This is a genomic window from Streptomyces doebereineriae (assembly GCF_031845645.1).
Taxonomy (GTDB): domain Bacteria; phylum Actinomycetota; class Actinomycetes; order Streptomycetales; family Streptomycetaceae; genus Streptomyces; species Streptomyces canus.
On the sequence record NZ_JAVREZ010000024.1, the window covers coordinates 12,483 to 35,592 of the forward strand.

Genomic DNA, 23,110 nt, shown 5'->3' on the forward strand with positions numbered 1-23,110 from the left:
ACCCACACGAGAGCCCCGGCAGCTTCCAGCGCCGGGGCTCTCGTGTGTCCGGACGCGTGGTTCCGTGCCGTCGTACGGCCTACGCGTACCGGTAGATGCTGCCGTGGTCCTCCAACTCGTCCGGGGTCACGTCCCACGGCGGGAGCTTCTCGTGGCGGGCGACGATGCGACCGCGCTGAGCGCTGCCCTGGCCGGGCGGTCTCGCGGGCAGATAGCGGTGGTCGCGGTGCCGGCGCTGCCAGCGCAACCAGCACAGGTCGACGAAGGCGTGGTGCATCCAGAACACGGGGTCGTTGACGGAGGCGCCGCTCACCATCACCCCGCCGACCCAGCGGTGCACCCGGTTGTGGTTGCGCCAGGCGGCCGCGCCCTTCCCGCTCCCCCACCCCTCCAGCTTGTTGCGGAACCCCGCGGTGGACGTCGAGTCCCAGGGCGAGGTGTCGTAGACGGGGTCCTGGAGGGCCCACTCGAGGTCGCTCCGCGTCGGCAGTTCGATCGGATCGGCGGGCCGCCCGAGCTCCCGGGTGAGGTAGTCCTCGTCGGTGATGCGCTCCTTGAGCGTCCAGTTGCCGGTCGCATAGGCGAACGGCCCGGTCGTCACCTGCCGGTCCCGGGCCCGGCCGGTGCCGCCGAGCAGATCGTCCGTCCAGGGCGCCGCACTCGTCGTGCGGTCGCGGGTCCAGTCCCAGTACGGCACGGTCACCGAGGAGTCGACGCGGCGCAGGGCCCGCTCCAGCTCCAGCAGGAAGCGGCGGTGCCAGGGCAGGAAGGAGGGCGACATGTGCGCCGTACGCAGTCCGTCCTCGCCGTCCGAGACGTAGAAGTCGATGTGCATCCGTACGAACTCGTCGTACTCGCCGCGTCGTTTCAGTTCCAGCATCGCCTGCACGAACCGCCGCTTCTCGTCCGCGGTCAGCGTGCTGACGTCCTTACGCGTGTACGCCACTGTGTCCCCCCATGTCCGCCCCGCCGTTCCACGTCTCCCGCAACTGGCGGCCGGGCCCCAGTTCGTCGACGGCCGCCCGGACGGCGTCCAGCGCGGTGGCGTACGACCGGTAGTGGTCGACCATGCTCAGCCAGGTGCCGTCGGCGCGGCGCATCAGGTGCAGCGGGCGTCCGTCCACGGTGACGTGCCACCCTCCGGTGCCGAGAGCGCCGCCGGCGGCGGCCGCGGAGCCGCGGATGCCGCGGATCCGGCGGCCCCGGTACGTCTCGTCGAAGACGAGGTGGGCGACGCGTTCGGCCGCGCGCGGCACTCGCGAGGCGATGACGACCGGGATGAGCGCCACCGCGACGGCGGCCGGGCCGAAGAGCCCGAGCAGCAGATCCCGCCTGCTCCGGCGGGCGGGGGCGCCTCTCTCCGGGCTCGCCCGGGAGGGATCGGCGCCCACCGGTGATCGGCCGACGCTCATGACCATCGTGTGCTCCTCGTCTCGTACGCAACAGGGTTCGGGTTCCGTTGTCCGTACCGGTAACCGCCCGACGGCCTGCGCGGTCACCGTCCGAGGACCCAAGGGGGTGAACCTCCGCGCCCGGAGCGCCGACGGGGCCCGGGCCGTGTCACGGTCCGGGCCCCGTCGCACGGGTCGACGCGCCCTACAGGCCGGGCCCCGTGGTCAGGTCGGCGCCCGGCGCGGCCTGCACCATCGGCAGCAGGACGCCCGCCTCCGGGAGCTTCGGCTCCGGCAGAGCGCCGCTGCCGGGCTTGGGGGCGGTCAGCGGGGCGTCCACGGCCAGGCCCGGCGTCAGCGTGCGCACGTCGGCGGCGGGCGCGTCGAGGCCGAGGTGGTCGAAGTCGTCGTCGAGGAGGTGCGGCACCGGCGCGGTCAGATCAGCGCCGGGCAGCCCGCCGTTGACCGGCACTCGCGGAATCACCCGCTCCGGCATGAGCCGTCCCTCGACGAACTTCGGCGCCTCGGGGACGCCCGGCGTCGTCACCGGGATCTTCCCGCCGACCTCGGGCAGCTCCATGTGGAGGGCGCGCTCGGCGCCCTCCAGCGGCACGGGTACGGGGACCGTGCCCACCGCCGCGGCTGGGGACGCGGCAGCCCCCACCGCGGCCGCGATGCCCGTGATGACGGCGGCAAGGGTTCCTCGGGTGGTCGACCTCATGGCAGTTACGGTCCCTTTCAGGTTTCGGCAGGCTCAACGTCCGTACCGGTAACGATCCTGGTGCGGTGACCAGCGCGAGATTCCCCCGCTTGCCGCAGTAGTACGACGTTCGGCAGTCAGCTCGTCCAGAAGTCCCACCAGCGGGTCAGGACCAACATGCCGACGACCCCGAGGTGCGACAGCGGGATCACCCAGGTGAACTCGGCGAAGAGGGCCCGCGACCAGCCGGGCGCGGGCAGGAACGCGCGGCGGACGGCGAACGAGGTCACGTACCAGAACAGGACGATCGTGGCGATCCACGCCAGAGCGCACCACAGACACAGGGCGTTGATCCGGTACAGCGACTCGAACTGCAGCCACGACACGAAGCCGACGCCGAACAGGCAGCCGGCGTCGAAGGTCAGCCAGTACCAGCGCGGGAAGGCGGCGCCGGCCAGCAGGCTCATGCCGACGCAGATCACGATGCCGTACGCCACCAGTCCCAGCATCGGGTTGGGGAAGCCGAAGGCCTCGGCCTGGTCGCTCTCCATGACACTGCCGCAGGACACCACCGGGTTCAGGCTGCACCCCGGGGTGAAGTCGGGGTCCTGCAGCAGCTTGAACTTGTCGAGGGTGATGACCCAGGAGGCCAGCAGCCCCGCCGCGCCCGTGAGCAGCAGGAGCAGGGCGAACCCGCGACCGCCGCCCTCGGCCCGCTGCATCAGGAGCGCAGGCTGCGCGCCGGCAGGACGATGTGGGCGGCGGCCTTCAGCGTCTCGTCGGAACCCGCGAACGCGGCCAGTTCGTCCGGGGTGACGGACTGGCCCGAGGCTTCGGGCCAGGGGCGGGTGGTGAACACGAAGTAGGCGTAACCGCGCTTGGCGACCGCCGCGAGCCACTGCGGCCGTACCGGGCACTTGGCGTTCAGCCGCGGCATGGTGACGACGGCGTGCCCGGCCACCACGAGCAGGGTGACCGGCAGGCTCGGCCTGACGTTGCCGTCGACGAGGTCACCGCCGACGGGCAGGCCGTTGTCGTGCAGCAGCCTCTCGACAGCGGCGGTCGCGGCCTCGGGGCCGTCGGGGGCGTCCCCGAGGGAACACGCGAGGAGGTAGGGCATGTCGTGGCCGTCGGGAGCCTCGCCGCTCCAGGCCATGATCACGAGAGTGCCGGGGTCGGCGGTGCGCAGAGGATGGGTTTCGCTGGAGGTTGTGGTCACCGCGCGACCGTATCCACGGGCCGGACGGGGGACGGCCGTTTCTCACTCGGGCGGAGGAGCGCCGATGCCGTCTCCATCCGAACGAGGGAGGCGCCGCTGCGCCGTGCTGTCCGGCTCGAACAGCACGAAGGGCCGATCCCGGGCGGCAGCCGCCGCTGGGTAATCGGCCCCGGCGTGGAGGATGACGTCACTTCCCCAAGGGAAGTCCACCGAGGAGTCCGGGCTTGGAGTTCAGCTTGGTGGTCGCCTTCTTGGCTTTGTGGAGCACCGACTTCTTCTTCTCCGTGTTCAGCGCGTCCGACTGGTGCTGCAGCGGCCGCACGTCGAGGGGGCCCTTGGTGAGCGAGTTGACGGCGCCGTTGAGGCTGGTGGGCGTGAGATCGGCGGTGTCCTGAGCGAACGCGGGCGCGGCGGCACCGGCAAGAACCAGGGAACCGGCAACAACGGCAGCAGCCTTCAGGGACTTCATCGTGTTCCTCTCTTCGGCAATTCATGTCGTCGGGCGGGCAAGTCCGACACCGTGCTCAACGAGGCCCGGCCGGAGCGGAAACTCCGTGCGCGGATATTGGGCTTTCATGAAAATGCCGAGGGCCGGCCTCGGGAGAGGCCGGCCCCCTGTGCTGCGGGCGTCTCACGACAGGGGCAGTTGCGAGCTGCTGGGCAGGGAGGACAGGCCCGCCAGGTCGGGAGCGGGCAGTTCGGTGTCGAGCATGGTGGCGGCGACGGTGTCGACCAGGCCGCTGATCACGGCGGGGAGGGTGGACTCGACCTGGGTGGCCTCTCCGGAGGTGACCGCCGTGAGCAGGTCGTCGATCGCCTTCTCCAGGGCGTCGAGCGCGTCGTCCAGCAGGTCGGCCGGCGCCTTGACGGACCGCTCCCCGGCGTCGTCGCCGTTCTGGATGAGCGTGAGCAGCAGGGAGGGGATCGGCGTCGTAGTAATGCCGGTCGTCGTGCTCGGCGTCGTCGTCATGCCCGTGGCGGGCAAGGTGACGGCGGCCACCGAAGCCTCTTCGGTGATCTTCGCGGTGGCGTCCTTGACGGCGTCCCCGAGCTCGGCCGCCTGCTCGACGGAGATCTGGCCGTTGTCGGCCTTGAGCACGGCGTTCAGCAGGTCGGTGACCGGGGTGAGCACGCCGCCCAGTTCGGCCAGAGCCTCGACCTGGGGGCGGAGCGCGTCCGCGTGGGGGACGGGCACGGGCCCACGGGAGGCCGCCGCGGTGGGACCGGCGACCGCGACGAGAAGTGCGGCGCAGAGTGCGCAGGAGGCGATACACCGTGCGGGCAGACCACGCATGGGTGTTCCTTTCGATGTGCGTCGGATCTTGAGCCCACCGTGGAAGCCACTACCGCGCCCTGCAACCCAGCGATCACACCCTGACGCCGCCCCGCCTGCGCCCCTCGCACATCACCCCTGGTGAAAGGCGCGTCAAGACCGGGCCCACCCTCTCCGCAGGCCACCCCCATCCGGGGAAACGCGGACCGGCCGCACTCCCGTGGAGGGGTCCACGGGAGTGCGGCCGGCGAAGGCGCAGAGCCGACGTCAGTCGTTCTCGCACTCGTTGCCGAACGCGGGGTTCAGCGCGGCGATGCCGTTGACGGTGTTGCCGCAGACGTTGATCGGGATGTGGATCGGGACCTGGATGACGTTGCCCGACAGGAAGCCCGGGGAGTGGGCGGCAACGCCCTGCGCGCCGCTGTCGGCGGCGGCGATGCCTGCGGTGCCCGCAACGGCGGCGGCCGCAACGGTGGTCAGGGCCAGGCCCTTCGCGATACGCGACATGGAGAGGTGCTCCTTGGGATTGACACAAACAACCGGGCGGGGATGCCCGGCGCTGTGTCAACGCGTGGCGCCCGCGCGGGTTGTGCCGCCAATGGGGTGATCTCACGAACGAACGTGCCTCACCACTCCGACACACATGTCGGGTTTCACGGACTAAATGCGCATACCGGATAGGGTTGCGAAGCTCTTGACGCACCCATGCAGCCAGCGCATCGCATTCGTCACGCCACCTTCCCGAAAGGGCAATGCCGGTCATGCGTATTTCCCGGGTCCCGCTGTGCCACGTTGCGAGGGGCGGCGTCCGCGCGGCGGACAACGACTTCGACGGGTTCGAGGCTCTCAACTCCCGTACCGGGATGCGGATGCGGATGCGCGACCTCGGCGTGAACGCCCTCGATCACGCCTCCGATCTGATCGAACTCGGCAAGGCGCCGCGGTCCGGTGGTGACCAGTCGGCCATCCGGCTCGTTTCCCAGCGCGACGCGGCCTGGGCCGGCGTGCTCCACGTCGCTGTCGCCGCCCGCGCGTAGGCGCCTTCCCTCCCGTCCCGAGCGCCGTCCGTGAGCGAGGAAACGCGCATGCACCAGTCAGTCCCCGATCCCCGGCCGCGAGTCCTGCATCTGACCCAGCCCGTGGACGGTGGGGTCGCCCGTGTGGTGACGGACCTGGCCCGAGCCCAGCTCGCGGCCGGTCTGCACGTCACGGTCGCCTGCCCGGACGGCCCCCTCGCCCCCGCCGTGCGCGGGCTCGGCGCCGACGTACGGCACTGGCACGCGACCCGCTCGCCGGGTCCGGCCCTCGTGCGGGAGGTACGGCGGCTCGGTCAGGTGCTCGATGACGTGCGGCCCGACCTGGTGCACGCGCACAGCGCGAAGGCCGGCCTGGTCGGCCGGCTCGCGGTACGGGGGCGGATCCCGACCGTGTTCCAGCCGCACGCCTGGTCGTTCGAGGCGGTCGGCGGGATCACGGCGGCGCTCGCGCTGCGGTGGGAGCGTTGGGGGGCGCGTTGGGCGTCCCAGGTGGTGTGCGTGAGCGCGGCGGAGCGCGCGACCGGCGTGCGCGCCGGGATCGGCGGGCGGTGGACGGTCGTCCCCAACGGCATCCGGCCCGAACGCTTCCACCCCGCCCCCGTCGACACCGTACGGTCCGATGTCCTTCCCGGTGTCGATCCGGCGGCGCCTCTCGTGGTCTGCGTGGGGCGGCTGTGCCGGCAGAAGGGGCAGGACGTCCTGCTGGACGCCTGGGACAGTGTGTCGCTGTGTGTTCCGGACGCCCGGCTCGTGCTCGTCGGCGACGGGCCCGACCAGGAACGGCTGCGCTCCCGCGCACCGCGGTCCGTGCTGTTCGCCGGGGCCGTCACCGACACCGCGCCCTGGTACCAGGCCGCCGACCTGGTCGTGCTGCCCTCGCTCTGGGAGGGCATGGCGCTCGCCCCGCTGGAGGCGATGTCCTGCGGACGGCCCGTGGTGCTGACGGACGTGGACGGTGCCCGGGAGAGCCTGCCGCCCGCGCTCGTGCCCCGCTGCCTGGTGCCGCCGGGTGATCCGACACGGCTCGCCGAGGCGGTCAACGCGCTGCTGCTCGATCCGTTGCTGCGCGAGGCGCTCGGCCACCAGGGGCGCCGCCACGTCCTGTCCACGCACGACGTACGGCTCACCGCCGAGGCGGTGGCGGCCGTGTACCGCGACGTGCTCGGCGGCCCGGCCGCCGCATGCGCCGTGCCCACCGAGTACAGGGAGTTCATCCACTCGTGACCGCGGAAAGTACCGTCCCCTCGCCCGGTGCCCAGCCACGGGATCCCGGTTTCGCGCCCCTGTTCGTCAAGCCGTCGCGCGGCACCGCAGCCGGTTTCCGCTTCCCGGCCCGCAGACCCCCGGCCCGGCCCGGCTCCCCCGCCCCGCTGCTCGCCGCGGACAGCGTCGCCGCCCTGCTGGGCGCGGTGCCACTCGCCGGCACCGAGCACCAACTGCTGCTGGTGGCGCTGCTGGTGGCCGCGTCAATACTGCTGCGCCGGCACCCGACCCGGCCGGTACCGGGGATCCTCGACGAACTGCCCGCCGTGTGCGGCCGGATCGCGATCGCCTGGCTGTCGGTCGCGGCGCTCGTCGCCGCCTACGCGCCCCACCACGCCCTGTCCGCCCGCACCCTCGCCGTGGGCTTCGTGCTCCAGTCGGCGACGGCCTGCGCGACCCGGGGCACCGTGCACTGGCGGCGGCGCGTGCTGCGGCGCGCCCGGCCGCGGGCCGCGCTGGTCGTCGGCCCGGCCGGGACCGCGCAGCGAGTGGCCGCCGCCGTGCTGCGGCATCCGCGGTGCGGGGTGCGGCCGGTGGGGATCGTGACCGAGCAGCCGGACGGCGGCGGTCAGTTGCCGGTGCTGACGACCGGCGAGGAGGTCGAGCGGGCCCTCATCCAGAACGATGTGCGGGACGTCCTGATCGTCCATCCCTCCGCACGGTCCGCGCAGGGGCCGCTGCTGCGGGCGCTCGCCGAGTCGGGCTGCGCGGTGTGGGAGGTGGAGCCGGACTCACCGTCATACGCCTCCAAGGACCAGCTCGCCGGGTTCTCCTGTCGTCGGCTGGACATGGGCTCGCGGCGCCGCGGCGGCTTCGGCAAGCGGGCACTGGACGTGGCCGTCTCCGGGACGCTGTTGCTGATGGTCAGCCCGCTGCTGCTGGTGTGCGCGGTGGCGCTGCGGCTGACCGGCGGGCCGGGTGTGGTGTTCCGGCAGGAGCGCATCGGCAGGGACGGCCGGCCCTTCACCCTGCTGAAGTTCCGCACCCACCGCCCGGTCGACGAGCACGAGGCGGCGACCCGCTGGAGTGTGGCGAACGAAGACCGCATGCCGTGGTTCTGCCGCTTCCTGCGCCGCACCTCACTGGACGAGCTGCTCCAGCTGTGGAACGTCCTGTGGGGCGACATGAGCCTGGTCGGACCTCGCCCCGAACGCCCGTACTTCGTCACCAAGTTCAGCCAGGCCCACCCGGGTTACGCGGCCCGCCACCGCATGCAGACCGGCATCACCGGCCTCTCCCAGATCCACGGTCTGCGCGGGGACACCTCCATCGAGGACCGGGCCCGCTTCGACAACGCCTACATCGACAACTGGTCGCTGTGGCAGGACGTGTGCATCCTGCTGCGCACCGCGGCCGCGCTCGTGCGCCCGACAGGGAGCTGAGCACATGACCTACGCCCTGACCCTGCCCCGCGTCCGGCAGTGGCCCCCCGTCCTGCCCGTGCTCGCCGTGGTCGCCCTGCTCGCGCTACCGCTCACACCGGGCGACGACGGCGGCGCGGGACCGGCCGACGCGCTCTCCGCGCTCGTCGTCGGGTACTGCGCGATCCGTCTCGTACGGGACCGGCGGCGCCCCCTGTCCCGTACGGCGGTCGTGCTGCTGGGCCTGCCCGTGGCCGGGCTCGCGCTCGCCGCGGCGGGGGCGGCCTCACCGGGTGCGGGGATCAGCGGCATGGGCCGCTACCTCCAGGTGTTCGTACTGGTCCCGGCCGCCGTCATGCTGCTGATCCGCGACCGGGGCGACTTCCGGCTGCTGGCCTGGGCGTTCGTGGGACTCGCCGTGTGGCAGGGCGCGATCGGCACGCATCAGTACATGACAGGGACCGGCGCCTCGTACGACGGCCAGGACATCCGGGCCGTCGGTACCTTCGGGGCGAGCGACGTGATGGGGATGGCGACGGTCGTCTCCTTCGGGCTGGTGTGCTCGGTAGGGCTGGCCCTGGGCCGGACCTCCGTACGACAGCGGGCGGTTGCCGCCGGCTGTGCGGTCGCGCTGCTGCTGCCGCTCGCGCTGTCCTTCAGCCGCGGTGCGTGGATCGCGACGGCCGTGACGTGCGGGGCGCAGCTGGTGCTGGCCGGGCTCCGCCGGGCGCTGAAGGTGACCGCGGCGGTGGCCGCGACGGGCGTGATCCTGGTGGGCGGGTTGGGACTTGGCACGGCGCAGCTCCAAGAGCGGATCGACAGCGTCACACGGGTCACCGACTCGCCCGACCAGTCCGTCACCGACCGCTACACGCTGTGGGCGGCGGCGGCCGGCATGTGGCGCGAACATCCGCTCACCGGCGTCGGGTTGAAGGGCTTCCCCGAGCACCGGGACGCGCACGCCTCGCTCGCGCTGTCCTCAGGCAGCGACACGGAGGGCGCGGGCGCGGACTTCCGCAAGCAGCCGCTGCTGTCCCCGCACAACATGTACCTCCTCGTCCTCGCCGAACAGGGCCTGCTCGGTCTGCTCGCGCTCGCGGGCTGCTGGCTGGCCCTGCTGGTGTGCGGGCTGTACGGCCTGATCCGGGTACGGCGTGACGGCCCGGGGCTCGACTGCGCGCTCGTCGCCTGCGGCCTGCTGATCTGGCAGCTGACCGATTTCCTGTACGCCGACATCGGCGGCCCCTCGACCGTGCTGACGGCGGTGTGCTTCGGGCTGGTGGCGTGGTGGGCACTGGTCGGAAGCGGCGTCACTACGGCACGGGACACGGTGCGATGAAGGTGACGCCCTCCAGGCCCGACGCGCACGCCGACACCGACGGCACCGTGGTGGTTCCCTCCGCCCGCACCGCCGACACGAGCGAACTCACCCCCGTCTCCGGGGGGTTCGTCGCCAAGGCCACCCTGATCACGGCCGCCCTCTCGATCGTCGGAGCCCTGCTCGGGCTGGTCCGTGACCAGGCGCTGGCCCGGCTGTTCGGTGCCGGGAGCGAGACGGACGCCTTCCTGGTGGCCTGGACCGTGCCCGAGTTCGCCTCCACCCTCTTCATCGAGGACGGGCTGGCCTTCGCGCTGATCCCGGCGTTCAGCCTGGCGCTGGCCCGCCGTGCGCAGGGCGCTCCCGGCGACCCGGTCCGCTCGCTGGTGACCGCCACGCTCCCCTGGCTGTCGCTGGCCTTCGTCGGTGTGTCCGCGACGGTCATCGGCGCCGCCCCCTACCTGGTCGAGGCCCTGGCACCGGGGCTTCCCGACCCGGGCCTCGCCGTCGACTGCACCCGGCTGACCGCGCTGAGCGTGCTGGGCTTCGGGCTCGCCGGGTACTGCAGCGCCGCCCTCAGGGCGCACCGGACCTTCCTCGCGCCGGCCGCCATCTACGTGGCCTACAACGCCGGCATCATCACCGCGATGTTCGTGCTCGGCGGGCAGTGGGGCGTGCGCTCGGCGGCCGTCGGGGTCGCGGTGGGCGGTGGACTGATGGTGGCGATCCAACTGCCGTCCGTCTGGCGGCAGTCGCGACGCCGGGCAGCGCCTCGCATCGCATCCGTCGAGGCGCCCGGGCAGAGCATGACGCTGGCCATGGTCGCCACCGTCCTCCTCTTCGCGCTGTGCCGGCAGTCCCAGGTCCTCATCGAGCGCTTTCTCGCCTCCACCCTTCCGGCCGGCGCCATCTCGCACCTCAACTACGCGCAGAAGGTGGCGCAGATCCCGATGACGCTGTCCCTGATGCTGTGCACGGTCACCTTCCCGGTGGTGGCGCGGGCGCTGGCCGACGGCGACACGGAGCGGGCCCGGGACCGCGTGGAGCGGGACCTGGCGCTGGCCGCGTGTCTGGTGCTGCTCGGCGCGGCCACGGTGATCGCCTGCGCCCCACAGATGGTCGGACTCCTCTTCCAGCGAGGCGAGTTCACCGCGGCGGACACGGCGGCGACCGCGGAGGTCATGCGCGTGTACGCACTCGGGCTGCTCAGTCAGACCCTGGTCGGCTGCCTGGTCCGGTCCCACTTCTCGGCGGGCCGCTCCACCTGGTATCCGCTCGGTGCGATGGCCGTCGGCATCGTCACCACCGCCGGCGTCGGCACCTGGACGGTGGGCCCGTGGGGAGTGGCCGGGATCGCCGCCGCGAACGCGGTCGGCATCACCGTCACGGCCATGGTGCTGCTCGCCGGCATGGGCCCGCGCAACGTCCCGATCCGCACCCGGCGGGTTCTCGCCGGGCTCGGCAGGACGCTGTGCGCGGCGGTCGGCGCAGCCGTCGCCGGCGCGTACACGGCGAGCCGATTCGACTCGGCGGTACCGGGTCTGGCCGCGGGTTCCCTGACCGTGGTCGCCGTCTTCGTCCTGCTCGCCCGGGCCCTGAACGTCCAGGGCGTCGCTTCCGCACTGCGTTCCGTACGCACCGTCACCCGAAGGCTCTCGCATGCCCGTTTCCGCTGACAGCGCCCCCCTCAGAGGGCCGGTGCCCTGGGTGGCGATGTACCACTCCGTGGGCGACTACTCGGACGACCCCTACCGCGTCACGGTCACGCCCGAGCGGCTGGACCGGCAGCTGCGCTGGCTGCGCGCACGCGGCCTCACCGGTGTCTCCGTGGCCGACCTGCTGGCCGCCCGCGCCCGCGGCGAGGGCCGCAAGCTGGTCGGACTCACCTTCGACGACGGTTACGCCGACTTCGTCGACCACGCCCTGCCGGTACTGCGCCGGTACGGCTTCGGCGCCACGCTCTTCGCGCTGCCGGGCCGGCTCGGCGGGGACAACGCCTGGGACCGGCTGGGCCCGCGCAAGCCGCTACTCACCGCGGACGGCATCCGGCAGGCGGCGGCCGAGGGGGTGGAGATCGGCTCGCACGGGCTGACCCATGTCGACCTGACCAAGGCGGACGACGCCCTGATGAAGGCCGAGGTCGTCGAGAGCCGGGCCGCGCTGGAGCAGTTGACGGGCTCTCCCGTCAACGGCTTCTGCTACCCGTACGGCGCGATCGACCGGCGTGCCGTGGACGCCGTCCGCGCCGCCGGATACACGTACGCCTGCGCGATCGACCCAGGCCCGCTGAACGGCCGGTACGCACTGCCCCGCCTGTACATCGGGCAGGACGACAACGCCGTACGCCTGTTTCTGAAGTACCGGCTGCACCGCCTGCGCCGCCGTCCTGTCGAGGGGGTCTGACGTGCGGGCCCTGCATGTGATCACCGGCCTGGGCGTCGGCGGTGCCGAGCAGCAACTGCGGCTGCTGCTGAGGCACCTGCCGGTCGACTGCGAGGTCGTCACGCTCACCAACCCGGGTGCGGTCGCCGACGGGCTGGTCGCCGACGGGGTGCGGGTGACCCACCTGGGGATGGCCGGCAACCGGGACCTGGGCGCGCTGCCCCGCCTGATCCGGCTGATCCGCACGGGCGGCTACGACCTCGTGCACACCCACCTCTACCGTGCCTGCGTCTACGGCCGACTCGCCGCGCGGCTCGCGGGCGTCCGGGCGATCGTCGCCACCGAACACTCCCTGGGTGACTCGCAGATGGAGGGCCGCCGGCTGACGGCGGGGGTACGTGGGCTCTACCTGGCCAGCGAGCGCCTGGGCCGGACCACGGTCGCCGTCTCCCCTACCGTCGCCGAACGGCTGAGGCGCTGGGGAGTACCGGCCCCCCGGATCGAGGTCGTCCCCAACGGCGTCGACCTGGACCGCTTCCGCTTCGACCCGGACCGGCGCCTGCGCACCCGACAGCGGCTGGGCCTGCCCGAGACGGCGTATCTCATCGGCGGCATCGGCCGGCTCACGGCCGCCAAACGCTTCGACGTCCTGATCCGGGCTCTTGCCCGACTCCCCGCCGACCACTGGCTGTTGCTGGCCGGCGGCGGACCGGAGGAGCACGCTCTGCGGCGGACCGCTCAGGACGCCGGGGTCACGGACCGCGTGCTGTTCACCGGCGAACGCCCCTACGTCCCCGACGGCACCCCCGGCCCCGACCTGCCCTCCCTCACCTCGGCGATGGACCTGCTCGCCTCCCCCTGCCCGGAGGAGACCTTCGGTCTGGCGACGGTGGAGGCGCTGGCGTCCGGGCTGCCCGTCCTCTACTCCTCCTGTCCGGCGCTCGAGGACCTGCCCGCGCACACCGCGGCGGCCGCGCGCCTCGTCCGGGGCGGCCCCGACGCCTTCGCGCGGGCCGTCACCGCGACCCGGGCCATGGGCCCTGGCCCGCGCACCGCGCCCGAGGCCGCCGACCGCTACAGCATCACCCGCAGCGCCGACCGCCTGATGAACGTCTACGCGGCGGCGTTGGCCGCCCCTTCCATGTCTCCATCACCCCAGGGAGTCCCTTTCTCATGACCGAGAACCCCACCGGACCAAGCCACCCGGCCACCGGCCTGGCCCGCGTCAGGACCCTGCCGCCCTGGTACCTCCTCGCGGCCGGAACCCTCGTCGGCGGCCTGCTCGGCGGGGTGTACGGGGTCGTCGAGCCGCCCGAGTACACCGCCACGTCCTACGTCGTCGCCGTCCCGACCGCGAAGTCCGACCCGGCGACCGCGACCGGCTTCGCGCAGGCCTACGGCCGGGTCGCCACGCAGCTCGCGGTGCTCGGGGATGCGCAGGTGTGGGCCGGAGTGCCGGTGACCACGCTGAAGTCGAGCGTGCGGACGGAGACCTCGCCGGACGCCCCGATGGTCGCCATCACGGCCACCTCCACCCGCCGCGACCTCGCCGCCGACATGGCCAACGCCGTCTCCCGCGCGCTGACCCGGCACGCCAACGACACCAAGGACGCCACCCGCGTCGAGCTTCAGCAGTTCGCCCGGGCCACCAAGCCCAGCGCGCCGTCCTCGGCCTCCCCTGCCCTGGTCGGCCTGGTGGGCGCGAGCGCGGGCGGCCTGCTCGGCGGCCTGGCGCTGCTGGCCCGGCCCAGGCGGTCCGACGAGGCGTCCGGGCGCCCCGCGTCCGTACCGGGTCCGGCCATGGCCGGCGACACCCACGGGCAGCTGTGAGGTACCGGGCGGAACTCGTCACCACAGAGCGGGACTTCGCCGAACTGGCCGCGGAGTGGGGTGACCTGTACCGCCGGTGCGGGTCCGCCACCCCCTTCCAGAGTCACGCCTGGCTGCACTCCTGGTGGCTGTCGTACGGCAGACGCGGCAGGCTGCGGCTGGTGCTGGTACGCGACGGGGCCGACCTTGCCGCCGCCGCGCCGCTGATGCGCGTGGACCGCCCGGTGCCCTCACTCGTGCCGCTCGGCGGGTCCATCTCCGACTACGGGGACGTCCTGCTGGACGACGAGCGCGGCCCGGAGGCGGTCGCCGCGCTCGCCGGGGGCCTGTCCGCTGCCGCTCGCACCGCCCTGATCGACCTCCGCGAGGTCCGCCCGGGCGGGGCCGCCGAGCGGATCTACGGCCACTGGAGCGGGCCCCGGCGCCGGGTGGACGACTCGGTGTGCCTGGAACTGCCCGCCGCTTCCATGGACGAACTGATCACGCGCCTGCCCACGGCCAAGGCCCAGCAGCGGGTCCGCGCCAAGCTGCGCAAGCTGACCGCGCTCGGGATCCAGCGGCACACCGTGACACCGGGCGAGGTGGACAAGGCGCTGCGGCGGCTCATCGAGCTGCACGCACTCCAGTGGGAGGGCCGAGGGGTGACGCCCGAGCATCTGCGGCCGCGGTTCCGCGAACACCTGGTGCGCTCGGTCGCGCCGATGGTGCGCTCCGGGGACGCGGTGGTCACCGAGTTCCGCCTCGACGACGACGTGGTGGCCGTGGACCTGACCCTGCTGTCGCGGCGGCTCGCGGGCGGCTACCTGTACGGCGCCCACCCGTGTCTGCGCGAACGCAGGGCGGACGTGGCGGTGATGCTGCTCGACGCGTGCAGCCGGCACACCCAGGACGGCGGGCACGGCGCGCTGAGCCTGCTGCGCGGCAACGAGCCGTACAAGCACCACTGGCGGCCCAAGGAGGTCGTCAACCAGCGGCTGCTGCTGGCCCGTCGGCGCACGGCCCCGCTGCTGGCGGCGGTCGAGTGCGACGTGGCCGCGCGGCGGCGGGGCAAGGAACTGCTGCTCCACTGGCAGGGCAGGACGGAGCGGAAGGAGCGCCACGGTGGCGGCGGGTCCTGAGGGAGTCCGCCGCCACCGGCCGGTCGCGCTACCGGTTGCGCGCCCACCAGTCGAAGCGCAGGCACAGCTTCCCGCCGAGCCAGTACTCGACCCAGTCGCCCAGATCCAACGGCGAGCACTTGGGCGGACTCGTCGGGCTGGCGGGGACGGTGGGCTCGACCGGCTCCGTGACGGGGTCGGTGGGCTCGACCGGCTCCGTGGGGACGGTGATGGTGCCGGAGAGGAGGGACCGGTAGATCTCTGCCGCCCTCGGGTTGTCCGGGCACTGCCACACACCGTGCGGGCAGTAGTCGGTCAGTGTGTTGTAGAGCGGCTTGTGCTCGTTCATCCAGGCGAGCATGCGCCGCATGTATTCGGCGTTGTCCCCGTTGCGGAACAGTCCCCATTCCGGATAGGAGACGGGCTTGCCGTGGGCCTTGGCGAAATCCACCTGCGCCTGAAGGCCGTAGGGCTCATTCACCTGTTCGTCGAATGTCACCCCGGACGGCTGGTCGTAGGAATCCATGCCAACGATGTCGACCGAGTCGTCCCCCGGATAACACTGCGTCCAGGGCACGGCGTCCCGTCCCCGGGACGGCGCGAAGTCGAACCGGAACTTCTGCCCCGGCACCGCACGCATGGTCGTGACGATCCTGTTCCAGTACGTCTTCCAGGACTCCGGGTCGGGCCCGCAGCGATGGGTGTACGTGGTGCCGTTCATCTCCCAGCCGAGCACGATCACCGTGTCCGGCACCTTCAGCCGCACCAGCCGTTCGGCCAGGGCGCGGAAGTGATGGTCGTACCGGCCGGCGGCGCCCTGGCGCAGCAGCAGCCGCACCTCGGCGTCGGAGACGTGTTCCTCGTTGCGCTCCAGCATGGGCACGTTGAGGACGAACATCCGGTCGTCCCGCCCGGTGCGCCAGCGCGCCCACGCGTCGAGGAAGCCGGGGGCACCCTCGATGTTGCTCCAGCGGTCGCCGGGCAGATAGGTGTGGCCGACGCGCAGTTCGGCACCGCCCAGCCAGCGGCTGAGGTCGAGCATGCGGGCCACGCCACTGGGGCCGTAGTCGAGGTAGGCGCCGAACGCGGGAGCATGCTTTCCGGGCCATGCCGGGGCCGGGAGTGGCGGCGGGGTCACCTTCGGCCGCTCGGGCAGGGCCGGGATCACGGGGACCGGTGTGGCGGCGGGTGCCGGAGCGGGAGGATCGGCGGCCCGCGCCACCCCCGCACCCGCGGCGAATCCTGGACCGGACGCCAGAGCCGTCGTCGCGACGACCGACGCCGCGACGACGGCCAACCGCCCGGACCGGGTCCGTCGATGCTGTGGGGCCATGCCTGCTCCTCTCTCCACGCTCGGACTTTCGCTTTCGCTCTCTCTGCCGCGCCCTCAGGCCTTTCCCTTACCTGACACTCAGTCATATCAATATGAATTCCGCCACCGTGCTTACGGCTTTCGTGTGTTCCGATCGCCCGCACGAGTGACACAACCGAAGGACGATGCCGTGTCGCCGTTCGACAGCCGGGTCCCCGCAGTACTGCTGCGGATCGACCCCAATCCCTTTCACCACGGAACGCTCGGTGCCGTGCGCTCACTCGGCCGGGCGGGTCTGGAGGTGCACCTGGTCGCCGACTGCGCGGGAAGTCCGGTCCGCGCGTCCCGTTTCGTACGGCAGTTGCATCCCCCGCCGCCGCCCGGCGCGTCCCCGGCCGACATCGCCGTCGTACTGCGTCAGGTGGCCGCCCGGATCGACGGCCCCGCCGTCCTGATCCCGATGGACGACGCGAGCGCGGTCGCGGTCGGCCGGCTGCGCGAGGACCTGGCCCCCTCCTACCTCCTGCCGCAGCAGCCCCCGGCGCTGCCCGAGCGGGTGGCCGACAAGGCCGAGTTGGCGGCGGTGTGCGCGGCCGCGGACATCCCGCATCCGGAGACGGTCGTCCCGGCCGGCGCCGGCGAGGCCGCCGCCGCGGCCTGGCGGCTGGGCCTTCCGGTGGTGGCGAAGTGGAGCCGCCCCTGGCTGCTGCCGACGACGGGCGGGCTGCGCAGCACGGTCGTGGTGCGCAGCCCGCAGGAGGCGCACGAGCTGTACCTGCGCACCGAGGAGGCGGGCAGCCGGCTGCTGCTGCAGGCGTTCCTGCCGCCGGGCCCGGACCGCGACTGGTTCTTCCACGGGTACGCCGCCCGCACGGGCGCGGTGATCGGCGGCGGTCCCGGTGTGAAGGAACGGTCCTGGCCGCGCGCGGCGGGCCTGACCGCGGTGGGGCGCTGGCGGCCGAACCCGGACGTGCAGGCGCTCGCCGAGCGGCTCACCGACGCACTGGGCTACCGCGGAATCCTCGATCTCGACTTCCGCCGCTGCGGCACGACCGGCGCCTACCACCTTCTCGACTTCAACCCGCGCCCCGGTGCCCAGTTCCGGCTCTTCAGCGACAGCGCGGACCTGGACGTCGTACGGGCCCTGCACCTGGACCTGACCCACCGTCCGCTGCCGGAGGGATCGCCCCTGCCGGGGCGCGCCTTCGTGGTGGAGAACTACTCCCCGCTCACCCTGCTGCGTCCCGCCCCCGACGGACGTGAGCTGGCCTGGCACGCGGAGGACGACCCGGAGCCGGGCCGGGCGATGCGAGGGCTGTGGGCACGCCATGTGTCCCGCCGTGTGCGGGAGCGACTGCGACGGCCGGGCGGAGACGGAACCGGACGCATGGTCGGGGCCACCGTGTCCGTGCCACCGCCCTCCCCCGGCACGCCCTACCTGTCCCCCGCACTTGCGAACGGGCTCCCCGACGGGTTGTCCGACGAAAAGAAAGTGAGCAGCTGCTGATGTACGACCTCCTGGTGGTGGGCGCGGGCCCGTACGGTCTGTCCATCGCGTCCCATGCCGCGGCTGCCGGACTGCGGCTGCGGGTGTTCGGTCGCCCCATGGCCTCGTGGCGTGACCACATGCCGCGCGGGATGTTCCTCAAGTCGGAGCCGTGGGCGTCCAACCTGTCGGACCCGGCGGGCCGTCTGCGGCTGGACGCGTACTGCGCCGGCCAGGGCGTGGCAGCCGAGCACGGGGAGCCGATCCCGGTGGAGATGTTCGCCGCGTACGGCCAGTGGTTCGCCCGTAACGCGGTACCGGAGGTGGACGAGCGCACGGTCGCGCGGATCGCCCCCTGCCCGGGCGGCTTCGAGGCGGTCACCGAGGACGGCGAGACCCTGCACGCCCGCGCGGTCGCGCTGGCGGTCGGTGTGATGCCCTTCGTGGAGCTGCCGGCCGCCCTGCGCGCGCTCCCCGCCTCCCTGGTCTCCCACAGCAGCCATCACGACGACCTCGTCCGCTTCCGCGACCGGGACGTCACCGTGATCGGCGGTGGCCAGGCGGCCCTGGAGACGGCGGCCCTCCTCGCCGAGCAGGGCACACGCGTACGGGTCCTCGCGCGCGCCGACCAGCTGGAGTGGAACGACGTGCCGCCGCCCTGGCAACGCCCCTGGTGGCAGAGGGCGCGCGCTCCTCACAGCGGCCTCGGCCCCGGCTGGCGCAACTGGTTCTACTCCGAACGCCCCGGCCTCTTCCACCGGCTTCCCGAGGCGAGGCGGACGCGGATCTGCGCCTCGGCGCTGGGACCGGCCGGAGCCTGGTGGCTGCGGGACCGGATCGAGCCGGTGGTCGAGGTGCAGCTCGGCCACGAGGTGGCGGCGGCCCGTCCGGTGCACGGCGGGGTGCGGCTGGATGTGGTGAGCGGCGGGGCCGGATCGGAACCGTCGGGGTCGGGGCGGGCCCTGCGCTCCCTGGAGACCGAGCATGTCATCGCCGCCACCGGCTTCAGGGCGACGGGAGAGCGGCTGCGGTTGCTCTCCGACGAACTGCGCGGCTCCCTGGTGACGGTGGCCGACGGCGCGCCGCAGGTCGGGCGGGACTTCGAGTCCTCGTGTCCAGGGCTGTTCCTCGCGGGTCTGGTGACGGCGTCCGGCTTCGGCCCGGCCATGCGCTTCGTGCACGGGGCCACCTTCACGGCGAGCACGCTCGTGGGCGGAGTGCGCAGGCACCTGTCCACAGGCACACCCGGCGGAACGATCCCGGCACCCAGCGGCCGGGGACGGCGCGGGGCGGCGCCCGCCGTGCGGCCCTGACACAACTCCTGGCCGGGTGGCTCGGCGACCACGTGGAGGATGCCGGGCGTGCGCGGCCGGCACCCTCCACGTGTCATCGACGGGACGTTGCTCGGCTTCGCCGGTACAGGACGGCTCCGGCCGCGATCAGTGCGGCGCTCGCGGCCGATGTGGCCAGCAGAGCCTCGCTGCCGGTCTCCGCCAGAGCGGGCTGGTCGTCTCCGGTGTACGACGGGGTGACGTGGTCGCCGTCGGCGGGGGGAGGCGTGCTCTTCCCCCCGGGCGGTGGGGTGGACGGAGGAGTCGTCGCAGGTGTGTCGCCGTATCCGTCGGCGGTGTCCTCGGCGCAGGCGTTGCCGAAGGCGGGGTTGAGTACGGTGGCCAGACCGACGCTGTCGCCGCACACGTTCAACGGCACCTCGACCGGAACCCGCACGTCGTTGCCCGAGCCGACGCCGGGCGAACCCTCGGTCCCGCCGTCCGCGTCCTCGTCGTGGTCCTGACCCGAGCCGTATGAGGAGTCGTCCTCGGCGCCCTCGTTCCGCGCTGCGCAGTCATTGCCGAAAGCGGGGTCGAGTGCGGCGACCACGTCGATCGTGTTGCCGCACAGGTTCAACGGCACCTCGACCGGGACCTGCACGTCGTTGCCGGACACCACACCCGGCGAGTCCACGGCGGACCCGTTCGCCTGCGAATCGGCCAGGGCGGGACTACCGCACAGGGACAGAAGGCTCGTCGCGGCGGCGGCCGCGAACATTCCCCTGCTCAGGGTCTGTCGCACTCTTGATCGTCTTCCTGCTTGAAGAAATGGAAAAGCCGGCCTTGGAACGGACAAGGATGTCCAAGGCCGGCCATGACGCAGCCGTACGGCTGGTGCGGAACGACGTCAGCCGTTCACGCACACGTTGCCGAACGCCGGGTTCAAGGCCCCGAAAACATTCACGGAGTTGCCACACACATTGATGGCCGCGTGAATGGGAACCTGGACCACGTTGCCGGACAGGAACCCTCCGGAATTGACGGCGACACCCTGGGCCTCCGCGTCAGCGAAGGCCGGAGTGGCCGCACCCAGAGCCATGATCACGCCCGCAACGACAGCAGCGGTCTTCTTCATGAACTTTCCCTTCTCTGCGGTCATGCCTCATTGACGGCCGAAACCGCGCGAGCACAGCCGTACGGCTCGCACCATGACCAGCAGCCTGCACACGAGAAATTGACCAAAGAAGGGAAAATCAACGTGCGACACTCCGAAATTCACTCGGTTGGGCCGCACAATACCGCCGCCGTACCGCCGAAAGAGCTACACAGCCGCCGACACCCTCACCCTGCGAGGCGGCTTACTTCTCGCTGTTCGACGACAGGACCGACACGTCCTCCAGGACGTGCGACAGCGCGCCGTCACGCTTGGCCTGCGTGGAGTTGTCGGCACACTGCTGGGTCAGGTCGTCCGAGAGGATCGGCACGTCCTGGACCGGGATGAGGTTGATGACGGCGACGTTGATGTCCTCCAGGGCGGCGCACGGCTTGTTCAGCGTGCCACTGACCAGGGAGAGCTGCGGGCTCATGTCGCCCTTGGTCGCCGAGTTGCCGAATTTCGACGAGGCGCCGTTCCCGTTGGCCACGGTCGGCCCCTTGTCGTCGCCGATGGCAAGCGCCTGGGGCGCGGCCGCCACCGACATGCCAATGACACCAGCGGCAGCCGCTGCGGCGACCATTGCCTTCTTGAGCACTTCGCTTTCCTTTCGTCGTAGCGACGCATGTCCTACGGCCTCATCAACCGGACCCTCGTGAATTGGTTGCGGGGATTCACCCGGTTGGCCCGCATGAAATGCCGGTGCACCTGATCACCAGGGCCGACGAGGCTCGCCAGGCGGTTTCCGTGTGGGCCGACGGAGTGAACGGGAGAAACCATGCTGCGCCGATGCAGTTGAACCAGATCGCTCCCATGCAGATGTTTCCCCCGAAAGGACTGGCCAGTGATCAAGAAGGTTTTTGCCACCGCCGCGATTGCCGCTTCCGTCATGGGCGCCGCCGCTGCCGCGGCTCCGCAGGCGATGGCGCTCGGCGACGACGCCGGGCCGGTCTCCTCGAACGGCAACGGGGCGATGCAGAGCTTCGGCAACTCGACCACGTACGGCAACATGAGCCCCCAGATGGCTCTTATTCAGGGCTCCTTCAACAAGCCGTGCCTCGCTCTGGATGACGTCAGCGTCCCTGTCGTCAACCTCATCCCGGTCCACGACGTGCCGATCCTCTCGGACGACATGACCCAGCAGTGTGCCGAGAACTCCACCCAGACCAAGCGTGACGGCGCACTGGCGCACCTGCTGGAGGACGTGTCGGTCCTGTCCCAGAACGGCGAGGGCTGACATCGACGGGAGGGCGGGGCCACCGAACCGATCGGTGGCCCCGCCCTTCGTGCGCCCTCGACCGGGCGCCCCGCGCAACTGGCTTGCCGACCGCACCGGTTGTGCGACACTCGTGCTCAACTAGGCCGTCTCGTCCTGGTGTCTACAGGGATCGCTTCGTCGTTCGAGGTGTCACACGTGTTGCTGAAATGACGGCGACACGGCGGCCACTGCTGCCACACGGCGGCCTCTTGATCAAGCTGGTGTCTTCTGCGAAGGAGACACCACCGTGCGAATTTCTGACATGCAGCGCTGCGAGGTCCGGCCCGGACAACTCGTCGAGTGGACGGTCAGTGCGGCGACCGTCGCGGCTGCGGCGGTGCTGCCACCGGATCCGCGGCCGCCGGCGTACATCCAGGAGTCGCACGTCAGGACGGCACGGTCGGTGCGTGAGGACGGTCTGTTCGTGCCCACGTGGCTCGGGGCGGCCTTCGACCTGCCGGGGCGCGTGGACCTCGGCGCGCTGGAAGGGGCCCTGCGGGACTGGACGTTGCGGCACGAGACGCTGCGCAGCGGGTTCAGGTGGGCCGGGGACGACATGCAGCGCTTCACGCTCGATGCGAGGGACGTGTCGCTGCAACGTGAGGTGGTCGGTGACTTCACCGAGCCGGAGGCGCTGGTCAGTTACCTCCAGGGCCGGTTCGACATCGCGGCGGACGCACTGGGTTGGCCGAACCTCATGTACGCGGCGGTCGTTCGCGAGGACTCCGTCAGTGTGTACATGGCCTTCGACCACACCAATGTCGACGCCTACTCCCTGCAGCGCATCCCGGAGGAGATCAGCGAGCTGTACATGGCCGGAGTCACGGGAGAGCCCGTCGTCGGTACGCCGGTGGGAAGTTACGTCGACTTCTGCGAGCAGGAGCGCGCGAACGCGGACGGGATCGACGACACCCACGCGATCGTCGCGCGCTGGCGGGAGTTCGTTAGCCGGTGCGACGGAAGGCTCCCGGAGTTTCCCGTCGACCTCGGTGTGCAGCCCGGCGGTGTTCTGCCCGCCCAGAAGCTGCTGTGCGAGCCACTCGTCGACGCGAGCGCCGCCGCCGCGTTCGAGGAGTACTGCCGTCCCTACGGCGGCAGTTTGGTGGGCATCCTGGCGGCGACCAGCCTCATCGTCCATCAACTCGGCGGACAGCCGGTCTACCGCACGGTCGTGCCGTTCCACACCCGGCTGAAGTCGGCGTGGTCGGATTCCGTGGGCTGGTATGTCGGCGGCGCCCCGATCGAGGTGCCCGCGGCCCGGGACTTCGAGGAAGCGCTCGGCGCGGTCCGCGCCGAGTTGCGGGCCAACCGGTCGCTGGCGCGCATTCCGCTGGCCCGCGTACTGCGCCTGCTCGGCACGGACTTCCGTCCGACGTCACCCGACATGTACTCGATGGTCTCGTACGTGGATGCCCGCCTCATTCCCGGCTCGGCCCGCTGGGCCGAGCAGAGGGCGTACGGGCTGATCCGGGTGTCCTACGGCGACCAGGTGTGCGCCTGGGTCAACCGGCTGCACGAGGGCCTGTGGTTCGCCTGTCGCTACCCGGACACCGAGGTCGCCCACAAGAACGTGCGGCGGTACGCCGAAGGACTGCGAGACGTGATCGTCTCCGTGCCCGCGCATGGTCGCTTGCGGGTAGCGGAGCCGGTGTTCACCTGACGCGACTTGCCTTTGTTTCAACCGTGTTGGGCCGTCGCCCGTCGGCAACCCGTTTCCAGAGACTGCAGTTGGCGTCAACCCGGTGATGGTGCGGGGTGT

At 71.9% G+C, this 23,110-nt stretch carries 25 protein-coding genes; 13 read left to right on the forward strand and 12 right to left on the reverse strand.

Features of this window, described 5'->3' with window-relative positions:
- Positions 1 to 79: 79 nt before the first annotated feature.
- The 8 genes from RNB18_RS43280 to RNB18_RS43315 form a co-directional block, all read right to left on the reverse strand.
- Positions 80 to 946, reverse strand: a complete 867-nt coding sequence (locus tag RNB18_RS43280) for a tyrosinase family protein (protein ID WP_311719625.1) — start codon at positions 944 to 946, stop codon at positions 80 to 82.
- A complete protein-coding gene (locus RNB18_RS43285; protein WP_311719626.1) occupies positions 930 to 1,418 on the reverse strand; it encodes a tyrosinase family oxidase copper chaperone in 489 nt (162 codons plus the stop codon). The genes RNB18_RS43280 and RNB18_RS43285 overlap by 17 nt, the downstream gene beginning before the upstream one ends.
- Before the next feature lie 178 nt (positions 1,419 to 1,596).
- Entirely contained in the window at positions 1,597 to 2,112 is a 516-nt protein-coding gene (locus RNB18_RS43290; RefSeq protein ID WP_311719627.1) for a hypothetical protein, read from the reverse strand.
- 116 nt (positions 2,113 to 2,228) lie between these two features.
- Entirely contained in the window at positions 2,229 to 2,813 is a 585-nt protein-coding gene (locus RNB18_RS43295; protein ID WP_311719628.1) for a vitamin K epoxide reductase family protein, read from the reverse strand.
- Positions 2,813 to 3,310 carry a DUF5949 family protein gene (locus RNB18_RS43300; RefSeq protein WP_311719629.1) on the reverse strand — a complete coding sequence of 166 codons (498 nt, stop codon included), beginning with the start codon at positions 3,308 to 3,310 and terminating at the stop codon, positions 2,813 to 2,815. Before RNB18_RS43300 ends, RNB18_RS43295 begins: the two co-directional genes overlap by 1 nt.
- Positions 3,311 to 3,497: 187 nt before the next feature.
- The gene (locus RNB18_RS43305; RefSeq protein WP_311719630.1) at positions 3,498 to 3,779 is read right to left on the reverse strand and encodes a hypothetical protein; all 282 of its coding nucleotides are present in this window, start codon (positions 3,777 to 3,779) and stop codon (positions 3,498 to 3,500) included.
- Between the two features lie 162 nt (positions 3,780 to 3,941).
- Positions 3,942 to 4,604, reverse strand: a complete 663-nt coding sequence (locus tag RNB18_RS43310; RefSeq protein ID WP_311719631.1) for a hypothetical protein — start codon at positions 4,602 to 4,604, stop codon at positions 3,942 to 3,944.
- 246 nt (positions 4,605 to 4,850) lie between these two features.
- Positions 4,851 to 5,090, reverse strand: a complete 240-nt coding sequence (locus RNB18_RS43315) for a chaplin (RefSeq protein ID WP_311719632.1) — start codon at positions 5,088 to 5,090, stop codon at positions 4,851 to 4,853.
- A 254-nt stretch (positions 5,091 to 5,344) separates the two neighbouring features.
- Here RNB18_RS43315 and RNB18_RS43320 point away from each other — a divergent pair, with 254 nt between their 5' ends.
- The 9 genes from RNB18_RS43320 to RNB18_RS43360 are packed head-to-tail and all read left to right on the forward strand — an operon-like array spanning position 5,345 to position 14,892.
- Complete coding sequence (locus RNB18_RS43320; RefSeq protein ID WP_311719633.1) at positions 5,345 to 5,620, forward strand: hypothetical protein; 276 nt, start codon at positions 5,345 to 5,347, stop codon at positions 5,618 to 5,620.
- Positions 5,621 to 5,668: 48 nt separating this feature from the next.
- The gene (locus RNB18_RS43325) at positions 5,669 to 6,844 is read left to right on the forward strand and encodes a glycosyltransferase (protein ID WP_311719634.1); all 1,176 of its coding nucleotides are present in this window, start codon (positions 5,669 to 5,671) and stop codon (positions 6,842 to 6,844) included.
- Entirely contained in the window at positions 6,841 to 8,265 is a 1,425-nt protein-coding gene (locus RNB18_RS43330; protein WP_311719635.1) for a sugar transferase, read from the forward strand. Before RNB18_RS43325 ends, RNB18_RS43330 begins: the two co-directional genes overlap by 4 nt.
- Before the next feature lie 4 nt (positions 8,266 to 8,269).
- Complete coding sequence (locus tag RNB18_RS43335; RefSeq protein WP_311719636.1) at positions 8,270 to 9,583, forward strand: O-antigen ligase family protein; 1,314 nt, start codon at positions 8,270 to 8,272, stop codon at positions 9,581 to 9,583.
- Positions 9,580 to 11,238 carry a murein biosynthesis integral membrane protein MurJ gene (gene murJ / locus RNB18_RS43340; protein WP_311719637.1) on the forward strand — a complete coding sequence of 553 codons (1,659 nt, stop codon included), beginning with the start codon at positions 9,580 to 9,582 and terminating at the stop codon, positions 11,236 to 11,238. The genes RNB18_RS43335 and murJ overlap by 4 nt, the downstream gene beginning before the upstream one ends.
- A complete protein-coding gene (locus RNB18_RS43345; RefSeq protein WP_311719639.1) occupies positions 11,222 to 11,965 on the forward strand; it encodes a polysaccharide deacetylase family protein in 744 nt (247 codons plus the stop codon). The genes murJ and RNB18_RS43345 overlap by 17 nt, the downstream gene beginning before the upstream one ends.
- A 1-nt stretch (position 11,966) precedes the next feature.
- Positions 11,967 to 13,121, forward strand: a complete 1,155-nt coding sequence (locus RNB18_RS43350; protein WP_311719641.1) for a glycosyltransferase — start codon at positions 11,967 to 11,969, stop codon at positions 13,119 to 13,121.
- A complete protein-coding gene (locus RNB18_RS43355; protein ID WP_311719642.1) occupies positions 13,118 to 13,774 on the forward strand; it encodes a YveK family protein in 657 nt (218 codons plus the stop codon). Before RNB18_RS43350 ends, RNB18_RS43355 begins: the two co-directional genes overlap by 4 nt.
- On the forward strand, positions 13,771 to 14,892 hold the full coding sequence (locus RNB18_RS43360; RefSeq protein ID WP_311719643.1) for a GNAT family N-acetyltransferase: 1,122 nt from the start codon (positions 13,771 to 13,773) through the stop codon (positions 14,890 to 14,892). Before RNB18_RS43355 ends, RNB18_RS43360 begins: the two co-directional genes overlap by 4 nt.
- A gap of 28 nt (positions 14,893 to 14,920) precedes the next feature.
- Here RNB18_RS43360 and RNB18_RS43365 read toward each other — a convergent pair whose 3' ends face one another.
- Complete coding sequence (locus RNB18_RS43365) at positions 14,921 to 16,204, reverse strand: glycoside hydrolase family 26 protein (RefSeq protein WP_311719644.1); 1,284 nt, start codon at positions 16,202 to 16,204, stop codon at positions 14,921 to 14,923.
- A gap of 169 nt (positions 16,205 to 16,373) precedes the next feature.
- On the opposite strand from RNB18_RS43365, the gene RNB18_RS43370 reads away from it, so the two are divergent.
- Entirely contained in the window at positions 16,374 to 17,690 is a 1,317-nt protein-coding gene (locus RNB18_RS43370; RefSeq protein WP_311719646.1) for a carboxylate--amine ligase, read from the forward strand.
- Positions 17,690 to 18,982 (forward strand): NAD(P)-binding domain-containing protein, encoded by a 1,293-nt coding sequence (locus RNB18_RS43375; protein WP_311719647.1) that lies wholly within the window; start codon positions 17,690 to 17,692, stop codon positions 18,980 to 18,982. The genes RNB18_RS43370 and RNB18_RS43375 overlap by 1 nt, the downstream gene beginning before the upstream one ends.
- A gap of 73 nt (positions 18,983 to 19,055) precedes the next feature.
- Here RNB18_RS43375 and RNB18_RS43380 read toward each other — a convergent pair whose 3' ends face one another.
- From RNB18_RS43380 to RNB18_RS43390, 3 genes are all read right to left on the reverse strand, one after another.
- Positions 19,056 to 19,742 carry a chaplin gene (locus RNB18_RS43380; protein WP_311719649.1) on the reverse strand — a complete coding sequence of 229 codons (687 nt, stop codon included), beginning with the start codon at positions 19,740 to 19,742 and terminating at the stop codon, positions 19,056 to 19,058.
- Positions 19,743 to 19,847: 105 nt separating this feature from the next.
- Entirely contained in the window at positions 19,848 to 20,099 is a 252-nt protein-coding gene (locus RNB18_RS43385; RefSeq protein ID WP_311719650.1) for a chaplin, read from the reverse strand.
- Between the two features lie 199 nt (positions 20,100 to 20,298).
- The gene (locus RNB18_RS43390) at positions 20,299 to 20,691 is read right to left on the reverse strand and encodes a rodlin (RefSeq protein WP_311719651.1); all 393 of its coding nucleotides are present in this window, start codon (positions 20,689 to 20,691) and stop codon (positions 20,299 to 20,301) included.
- 246 nt (positions 20,692 to 20,937) lie between these two features.
- On the opposite strand from RNB18_RS43390, the gene RNB18_RS43395 reads away from it, so the two are divergent.
- Together RNB18_RS43395 and RNB18_RS43400 are read left to right on the forward strand one after the other, a co-directional pair.
- The gene (locus tag RNB18_RS43395; protein WP_311719652.1) at positions 20,938 to 21,330 is read left to right on the forward strand and encodes a rodlin; all 393 of its coding nucleotides are present in this window, start codon (positions 20,938 to 20,940) and stop codon (positions 21,328 to 21,330) included.
- 268 nt (positions 21,331 to 21,598) lie between these two features.
- On the forward strand, positions 21,599 to 23,011 hold the full coding sequence (locus tag RNB18_RS43400; protein WP_311719653.1) for a condensation domain-containing protein: 1,413 nt from the start codon (positions 21,599 to 21,601) through the stop codon (positions 23,009 to 23,011).
- Positions 23,012 to 23,110 lie beyond the last annotated feature (99 nt).

What these genes read in the sequence shown, in the direction of transcription:
- RNB18_RS43285 (WP_311719626.1), bottom strand. Translation starts at nt 1,418, where the DNA reads ATGGTCATGAGCGTCGGCCGATCACCGGTGGGCGCCGATCCCTCCCGG.
- RNB18_RS43290 (WP_311719627.1), bottom strand. Translation starts at nt 2,112, where the DNA reads ATGAGGTCGACCACCCGAGGAACCCTTGCCGCCGTCATCACGGGCATC.
- RNB18_RS43295 (WP_311719628.1), bottom strand. Translation starts at nt 2,813, where the DNA reads ATGCAGCGGGCCGAGGGCGGCGGTCGCGGGTTCGCCCTGCTCCTGCTG.
- RNB18_RS43305 (WP_311719630.1), bottom strand. Translation starts at nt 3,779, where the DNA reads ATGAAGTCCCTGAAGGCTGCTGCCGTTGTTGCCGGTTCCCTGGTTCTT.
- RNB18_RS43310 (WP_311719631.1), bottom strand. Translation starts at nt 4,604, where the DNA reads ATGCGTGGTCTGCCCGCACGGTGTATCGCCTCCTGCGCACTCTGCGCC.
- RNB18_RS43315 (WP_311719632.1), bottom strand. Translation starts at nt 5,090, where the DNA reads ATGTCGCGTATCGCGAAGGGCCTGGCCCTGACCACCGTTGCGGCCGCC.
- RNB18_RS43320 (WP_311719633.1), top strand. Translation starts at nt 5,345, where the DNA reads ATGCGTATTTCCCGGGTCCCGCTGTGCCACGTTGCGAGGGGCGGCGTC.
- RNB18_RS43325 (WP_311719634.1), top strand. Translation starts at nt 5,669, where the DNA reads ATGCACCAGTCAGTCCCCGATCCCCGGCCGCGAGTCCTGCATCTGACC.
- RNB18_RS43335 (WP_311719636.1), top strand. Translation starts at nt 8,270, where the DNA reads ATGACCTACGCCCTGACCCTGCCCCGCGTCCGGCAGTGGCCCCCCGTC.
- murJ (WP_311719637.1), top strand. Translation starts at nt 9,580, where the DNA reads ATGAAGGTGACGCCCTCCAGGCCCGACGCGCACGCCGACACCGACGGC.
- RNB18_RS43345 (WP_311719639.1), top strand. Translation starts at nt 11,222, where the DNA reads ATGCCCGTTTCCGCTGACAGCGCCCCCCTCAGAGGGCCGGTGCCCTGG.
- RNB18_RS43355 (WP_311719642.1), top strand. Translation starts at nt 13,118, where the DNA reads ATGACCGAGAACCCCACCGGACCAAGCCACCCGGCCACCGGCCTGGCC.
- RNB18_RS43365 (WP_311719644.1), bottom strand. Translation starts at nt 16,204, where the DNA reads ATGGCCCCACAGCATCGACGGACCCGGTCCGGGCGGTTGGCCGTCGTC.
- RNB18_RS43375 (WP_311719647.1), top strand. Translation starts at nt 17,690, where the DNA reads ATGTACGACCTCCTGGTGGTGGGCGCGGGCCCGTACGGTCTGTCCATC.
- RNB18_RS43385 (WP_311719650.1), bottom strand. Translation starts at nt 20,099, where the DNA reads ATGACCGCAGAGAAGGGAAAGTTCATGAAGAAGACCGCTGCTGTCGTT.